At 73.8% G+C, this 6078-nt stretch carries 7 protein-coding genes and 1 pseudogene; 3 read left to right on the forward strand and 5 right to left on the reverse strand.

The window, feature by feature from the left end; translation table 11 throughout:
* Window positions 1-318, reverse strand: a pseudogene (locus ACE3UN_RS18775) (hypothetical protein); the annotation flags it as partial.
* Between the two features lie 14 nt (window positions 319-332).
* Window positions 333-2120 carry an AAA family ATPase gene (locus ACE3UN_RS18780; protein WP_374676523.1) on the reverse strand — a complete coding sequence of 596 codons (1788 nt, stop codon included), beginning with the start codon at window positions 2118-2120 and terminating at the stop codon, window positions 333-335.
* 174 nt (window positions 2121-2294) lie between these two features.
* On the opposite strand from ACE3UN_RS18780, the gene ACE3UN_RS18785 reads away from it, so the two are divergent.
* Entirely contained in the window at window positions 2295-3206 is a 912-nt protein-coding gene (locus ACE3UN_RS18785) for a hypothetical protein (RefSeq protein ID WP_374676524.1), read from the forward strand.
* A gap of 77 nt (window positions 3207-3283) precedes the next feature.
* Complete coding sequence (locus tag ACE3UN_RS18790; protein WP_374676525.1) at window positions 3284-3580, forward strand: DUF3079 domain-containing protein; 297 nt, start codon at window positions 3284-3286, stop codon at window positions 3578-3580.
* On the opposite strand, the gene ACE3UN_RS18795 is transcribed toward ACE3UN_RS18790, so the two are convergent.
* The gene (locus tag ACE3UN_RS18795; RefSeq protein WP_374676526.1) at window positions 3466-3771 is read right to left on the reverse strand and encodes a hypothetical protein; all 306 of its coding nucleotides are present in this window, start codon (window positions 3769-3771) and stop codon (window positions 3466-3468) included. The two genes, ACE3UN_RS18790 and ACE3UN_RS18795, sit on opposite strands and share 115 nt — an antisense overlap.
* A gap of 107 nt (window positions 3772-3878) precedes the next feature.
* Complete coding sequence (locus ACE3UN_RS18800) at window positions 3879-4352, reverse strand: Lrp/AsnC family transcriptional regulator (protein ID WP_374676527.1); 474 nt, start codon at window positions 4350-4352, stop codon at window positions 3879-3881.
* A gap of 94 nt (window positions 4353-4446) precedes the next feature.
* Here ACE3UN_RS18800 and ACE3UN_RS18805 point away from each other — a divergent pair, with 94 nt between their 5' ends.
* Complete coding sequence (locus tag ACE3UN_RS18805; RefSeq protein WP_374676528.1) at window positions 4447-5088, forward strand: LysE/ArgO family amino acid transporter; 642 nt, start codon at window positions 4447-4449, stop codon at window positions 5086-5088.
* Between the two features lie 10 nt (window positions 5089-5098).
* Here ACE3UN_RS18805 and ACE3UN_RS18810 read toward each other — a convergent pair.
* On the reverse strand, window positions 5099-6078 hold a 980-nt coding region (locus ACE3UN_RS18810; RefSeq protein WP_374676529.1), incomplete at its 5' end, for a hypothetical protein.

The raw sequence follows: 6078 nt of genomic DNA on the forward strand, positions 1-6078 counted from the left end.
GGCGGCCGTGGCGGCTCGGGCAGCTGGGCTGGCGTCTGTGGTGGAGGGCGTGGGCCCGGGTGCCGGTGAGGCGATGGGCCGGGCAGGCGCTGCCGCCTCGGCCGGCGCGCCGGTGTCGGCGCCCAGCCGCCAGGCCAGTGCCGCCACGGCCATGAGCAGCACCCCGCCCGCTGCGGTCCAGGCGAGCCGCGTGGCAGTGCGCGGGGCCGGCACGCTGGCCGGCGACGGCGTGGCGGCGCTCTGGGCGTGCAGCCCCGGCACGCGGCCACGTTCCCGCTCGGCGTCGGCCCGTTTCAGTGCGTCGAGGATGTAGGACATGGCAAGGCAGCGGTTCAGCCGGCCGTGGCCGGCGCGGCGGCCAGGGGGGCGGCCGGGGAGGCGGGGGCGGTCGCCGACGCGGGCGTGGGCATGGTCGCGGGGGCGGGGGACGGTGGCACCTCGGGTTCGACCAGCCGCGGCTCCTCCACCGCGGTGGCCCGGTTGAGCTGCATCAGCGTCAGCGGGCCCGCCACGCCGTCCGGCGGCAGGCCATGGGTGACCTGGAACGCCGCCACGCGGGCCGCCAGCGCCTGCGGGCCCGCCGCGACCGGGGCGCCGGCCACCGGCGCGGCCCGGTCCAGCCGCGCGCGCAGCCAGCCGCTCGCCGGGTGCTGCGGCGACTGCAGGCTGGCCGGCCCGGCATAGCCGGGAGGCGCCCGCCACAGCGTGCCGTACTCACCCCGCCATGCGGCGCCCAGCGACGCCAGCGCCACGGTCACGTCCCGCCCGTCGCGGCGCAAGGTGGCGCGTTCGTCGTCCAGCGCCACCAGCAGCACGTGGTAAGGCCGGGCCTGATCGTCATAGAGCACCACCACGCCCGGGCGGTCGAGCTGTCGCACCTCGGCCAGGCTGCTGGCGCTGCGGTAGCACGGCACGCCGGCGCGGGTCGCCAGCACGCAGGGGTCGCCGGCGGCGGGCAGGTCGAGCTGCCAGGCACGGGCCAGCTCGCGCCAGGCGCCCGCCTCGTCGGTGCCGGCGGTCGTCCAGGTCGCGCGCAGGGCGGCCGGCGCCAGCACCGCCGCCGCGCGGGGGGCGGCGGTCACCGGGCCCGAGGCACGCCACGCCGCGGACGCCGGGGTGGAGATGGCCGGAGCGGGCGCGGCCGCCGCCGCCGTGGGGGCCGGCGCCGGCGCCTCACCCGACGGGGGCCAGAGTGCCACGGCCAGTGACGCGGCCACGCCGCCGGCCAGGGCACCGCCGGCCCAGGGCAGCAGGCGTCGCCAGCCGTCGCGCGGCCCGGGGGTCGCGCGCCCCGCGCGTGGGCTGAACACCTCCGCGGCGGCCTTCTCCACGATGTCGGCGCCGATCTGCGGCCGTCCGGTGGCGTAGCCGCCCAGCAGCGCGCGGTCGCACAGCAGGTTGATGCGCCTCGGCACACCGCGCGACAACTGATGGATGCGCCGCAGCGCCGCCTTGTCGAAGGGCGAGCTGCCGGCGGACCCGGCCACGCCCAGGCGGTGCAGCACGTAGCGGCCGGTGTCCGCCTCGTCCAGGGGCCCCAGGTGGTAGCGCGCGATCACCCGCTGCGCCAGCTGCTCCAGCTCGGGGTGGGCCAGCATGTCGCGCAGCTCCGGTTGGCCGATGAGGATGATCTGCAGCAGCTTGCGCTCGGTGGTCTCCAGGTTGGTCAGCAGGCGCAGCTGCTCCAGCACGTCGGGCGCGAGGTTCTGCGCCTCGTCGATGATGAGCACGTTGATCTGGCCCACCGCGTGCGTGCGCAGCAGGAACTCGTTGAGGGCGTCGGTCCAGGCCTTGGGGCTGCGCGCGGCCGGGTCCACGCCCGTCGGCACGGGAATGCGGAACTCCTCGCAGATGGTCTGCAGCAGTTCCGGCACCGTGAGCCGCGGATTGAAGATGTACGCCACGTTGCAGCGCGGCGGCACCTGATCGAGGAAGCAGCGGCAGACCGTGGTCTTGCCCGCGCCGATCTCGCCCGTCAGCAGCACGAAGCCGCCGCCGCCCTTGAGGCCGTACAGCAGGTGCGCCAGCGCCTCCCGGTGGCGATCGCTCATGAAGAGGTAACGCGGGTCCGGCGCGATGGAAAAAGGCGGGTGCTTCAGGCCGAAGAACTTCGCGTACATGGCGGCGAAGCATAGCGCCGTGTGCAATGGGTCCCGCAGTGGCACAAGTATTGAGACTTGTTGTGCCTTTTGTGTCTGACTGTTAGCTAGACTGCGCGCGCCGCGGCTTGGGGTCGCGGCGTATCACTTGTTCCAGGGAGTGCTTCCTTGTATTCGATCGCACGTCGAGCCGCGTTGATCGCGGCCCTTTTCGCCACCGCCGGTTTCACCGGCTGCGCCACCTACGAACTGACCAAGCCCGCGCCGGCCCAGTCCGCACCCGTCGCCGTGACGCTCTCGCAGGAGGAGCTGTCCGGATGGAGCGACCTGCCCATCGGCACGTACCGGGTGCCCGACAGCCACGTCATCATCTCCGGGCACCAGAAGGGCCATGGCGCCGCGGCGGCCTTCGGCCTGCTCGGCATGGCGGTCGCGCACGCTGCCAACCAGAGCGCCGGCGAGTCCGCCGTGAAGGGCGTGGAGTCCACGCTCAAGATCAAGCTGGACGGGCCGTTGATGGCCTCCGTCCGGCAGGCCGTGGCCGAGGAGTCGCTGCGCGGCGGGTTCACCGCCGATGCCGGCACGGGCACCCAGCTGGTCGTCACCCCGGGTCTGGTGCTCACCTATGTGAGCGACAACGACGTGCGCCCCTTCATCGTGCTCAAGGCGGCCCTGCTGGGGGCCGACAAGAAGCCGCTGTGGAACACGCGCTACATCGTGTCCACCGGGATCAGCCGGCCCCTCGCCGGCGACAACAGCTGGACGGACAACGGCGGCGCCGCTCTCCGGGAGAACGTGCAGGCGAGCATCGACAAGGGTGTGCGCGTCATGCTGGCGGACGTGATGAAGCCGTATGCCCGCGATGACAACGCCTTGTCCGCGGCGGAAGGCCAGTTCCCCTTCATGAAGGACCGCTTCCAGCTCACTGGCTACAAGCTGACCGAAGACGACCGCTACTTCGCGTTCGTGCCGAAGATCGGCGATGTGGTGGTCTTTGCCGGTGTGAACATCCTGGACAAGCAGGACAGCCAGGTGCGCGCTGCGACCAAGGACGATCCGGTCGCCAAGATCGTGCCGGCACGGGCTTCCGTGGCCACCGCCCCCTGAGCCGCCGGTCGCGGGCCGGCCGTTCCGCCTGACCGGCGTCAAGCCGGTCAGGCAGCGGCCGGTCCAGACTGCGCGGCATGGCCAAGCGCTTCCCCATTCGACCGGCGCACCCCGAGCGCAACTGCTGGGGGTGCGACGACTACTGCGCCGCCGACGCCATGAAGTGCGGCAACGGCTCGGACCGCACCCAGCATCCGGTGGAGCTGTTCGGCGACGACTGGGCCGCCTGGGGGCTGGATCCCGTGGATCCGGCGGGTGCTCAGGCGTCCGTGGGATCGGGGCGCACGTCCCCGCTGCCGAGCACGGGCTCGGAGATGGACTTGCCGAGCGACTCGGCCACGCCTTCGTCGCGCACCCTGTCCACGTCGCCGTAGCTGCTCTGGTCGTTGTCGCCATCGTCCGGCGGCGGGTGGCCACTCGGCGTGGCTTCGCGATCGCGCCAGTCGGCATCCACCGGGATGCCTTCATCGATGCGGTCCACGCCCTGCTCGGTGCCGCGCTCGCTCAGCGCGTCGTCGGTCACGGGGCCGGTGGTGGACGGGTCGGGGGAGGTTTCGCGTTGCATGGTGGGCTCCTGGCGGCCTCGCGGCCACAGTGGGGGACGCCCCCATGGTGGACGTGCCCGCCCGCCGGCGCCGCCCCTGGCCGGCGCAAACGGCGGTAGTCCGGCGCCTACAGCGCGCGCTGGCGGTCGGCGGGAGGCACCAGCCCGCGCCGCGCGATGGGCGTGGAGAAGACGATGGAGGTGCGCGTCTCGCCCCATGGGTTGACCGACGCGAGGAAGGCCTCCAGGTCCGCCAGGCTGCGGGCGACCACCGTGATGAGGTACGAGTCGGCCCCCGCCACGTGGTGGCACTCGATCACCTCGGGCGCGGCCTGGAGCCGCTGCAGGAAGGGTTGCTTGCCCGGCTGGTGCACGGTGATGCCGACGATGGCCTGCACCGGGTAGCCTGCGGCCGCAGGGTCCAGCGCCGCGTGCACACCACGCACCACGCCGGCCGCCTCCAGGCGCCGCAGGCGCTCCACGGTGGCGGGTATGGACAGGCCGGCGGCGGCGGCCAGTGTCTTGAGCGGTGCCCGCCCGTCTGCCTGCAGGGCCTGCAACAGGCGCCAGGCCCGGTCGTCCAAAGCGAGGGTGTCGGCCATGGCGGCACTTTGCCTGAAAAAAACAAAGCGAGTTCCGCCTTTCGGGCCGGTTCGTGGCTGGCGACAGGCGCTTTCGCCTTCCGACAATGGGCGCATGTCGCCCACCTTGCTGCTGTTCGCCCAGTCCCTGCTCATCGGCCTGTCCATCGCTGCCCCGGTGGGCCAGATCGGCGTGCTGGCCATCCAGCGCACGCTGCAGGACGGCCGGGCGGCCGGCGTGGCCACGGGCCTGGGGGCCGCCCTGGCCGACGCGGTGTACGGCGCCATCGGCGCCTATGGCGTGAGCGCCGTGACGGCCTGGCTGCTCGGCGCACGGCAGGCGCTGTCGCTCGCCGGGGCGGCGTTCCTGCTGTGGCTGGCGTGGCGCACGGCCCGCGCGCCGGTCGCCACCGTGGCCGCGGCCACCCGGCCGGCCGCGGGCAGGCTGCTGCGCATGGTGGGCGGCACCTTCGTGCTGACCTTGTCCAACCCGTCCACCATCCTGTCGTTCGTGGCCGTGTTCGGCGTGCTCGCGGGCCGCGCCCCGGTGTCGGCGCCGTGGGTGATGGTGGCCGGCGTGCTGGTGGGCTCGGCCCTGTGGTGGCTGCTGCTGGCCGCGGCGGTGGGCGCGGTCCGCGAGCGCTTCGACATGCGCTGGCAGCGGGCCGTCAACGCCCTGTCGGCCGCCGTGCTGGCCGGCTTTGCGCTGTGGCAGCTCCTGTCGCTGCTGCCCGGCACGCCGGCCTCCGGGCGCTGAGCGGGCCCGCTCAGAGCGAGCCGTCGTCGCCGCGGGCGGCGGCCACCTGCAGGGCGATCTCCCGCCGCTTCATGGCCAGGTACTCGGCCTTGTCCATCTCGCGCAGCTGGGCGGGGTAGCGCTCGGTGGCGTCGAACCAGTCGTTCAGGCGGCGGTCGGCCTGCTGCGCCGGCGGCGTGGCCAGCGAATCGAGGTAGGCGTCGATGGCCAGGAAGTAGCGCATGGTGTTGCGTTCGGCAATGCCCTGGACGCCTCGCACGTACTCGGGCCTGCCGTCGGGCGAGTGGCCCACCACCGTGAAGCCCACCTTGTTCCGGCCGGCGGTGGCCAGGTAGGCGTCGGTGGCCAGGCGCGCGGCCAGGTTGGTGGAGTAGGCGTAGCTCATGTGCAGGAAGGTGCGGCCGTTGTCCAGCGGCACGGCCTGCAGGCGCAGCAGGTAGTCGCGGGTGCCCAGCGGCCCCTCGGGCGAGGCCATCTGCACGGCCAGGTAATCCGGCCGCGCGGCCGGCACGCTGAGGCGGAACCGCATGGGGTGGGCGTCGTCCGCCGGCTGCTCGGCCTTGCGGCCGATGGCCACGTCCAGGGTGTCGCGGCCGGCGCGCTGCCGGGGCACGCAGCGCTTGACGTTCATCTGCAGGATGAGCATGTCGCACCAGCGGTGGCCGCCCTGCAGGGCCTGCGCCACGCGGGAGAACGGGTGGTCCACCACCGCGTACACGTCGCCCGTGGGCCGGCTGGCCGAGGGCGTGGCGTCCAGCACGATGGGGCGCTGGAAGGGGCTGCGCGCCATGGCCGGCGCCAGCGTCTGGTACTGCTGCTGCAAGGCGCCGGCGTCCTGTGCGGCCGCACTGGTGGCCGCGAGCAGGGCCGCCGCGGCGGCCACGGCGGCGAACGCCGCGCGTGCCCAGGCGGGGCGTCGCACAGGCCGGCTGCCAGGCCGGCGGGGGGCGGCGGGGTGGAACAGGGCGGTGCGCATGGCGGTGCTTCGAG

Origin of the sequence: Ideonella sp., from assembly GCF_041918995.1 — a bacterium.
Classification (GTDB): Bacteria; Pseudomonadota; Gammaproteobacteria; order Burkholderiales; family Burkholderiaceae_C; genus Ideonella.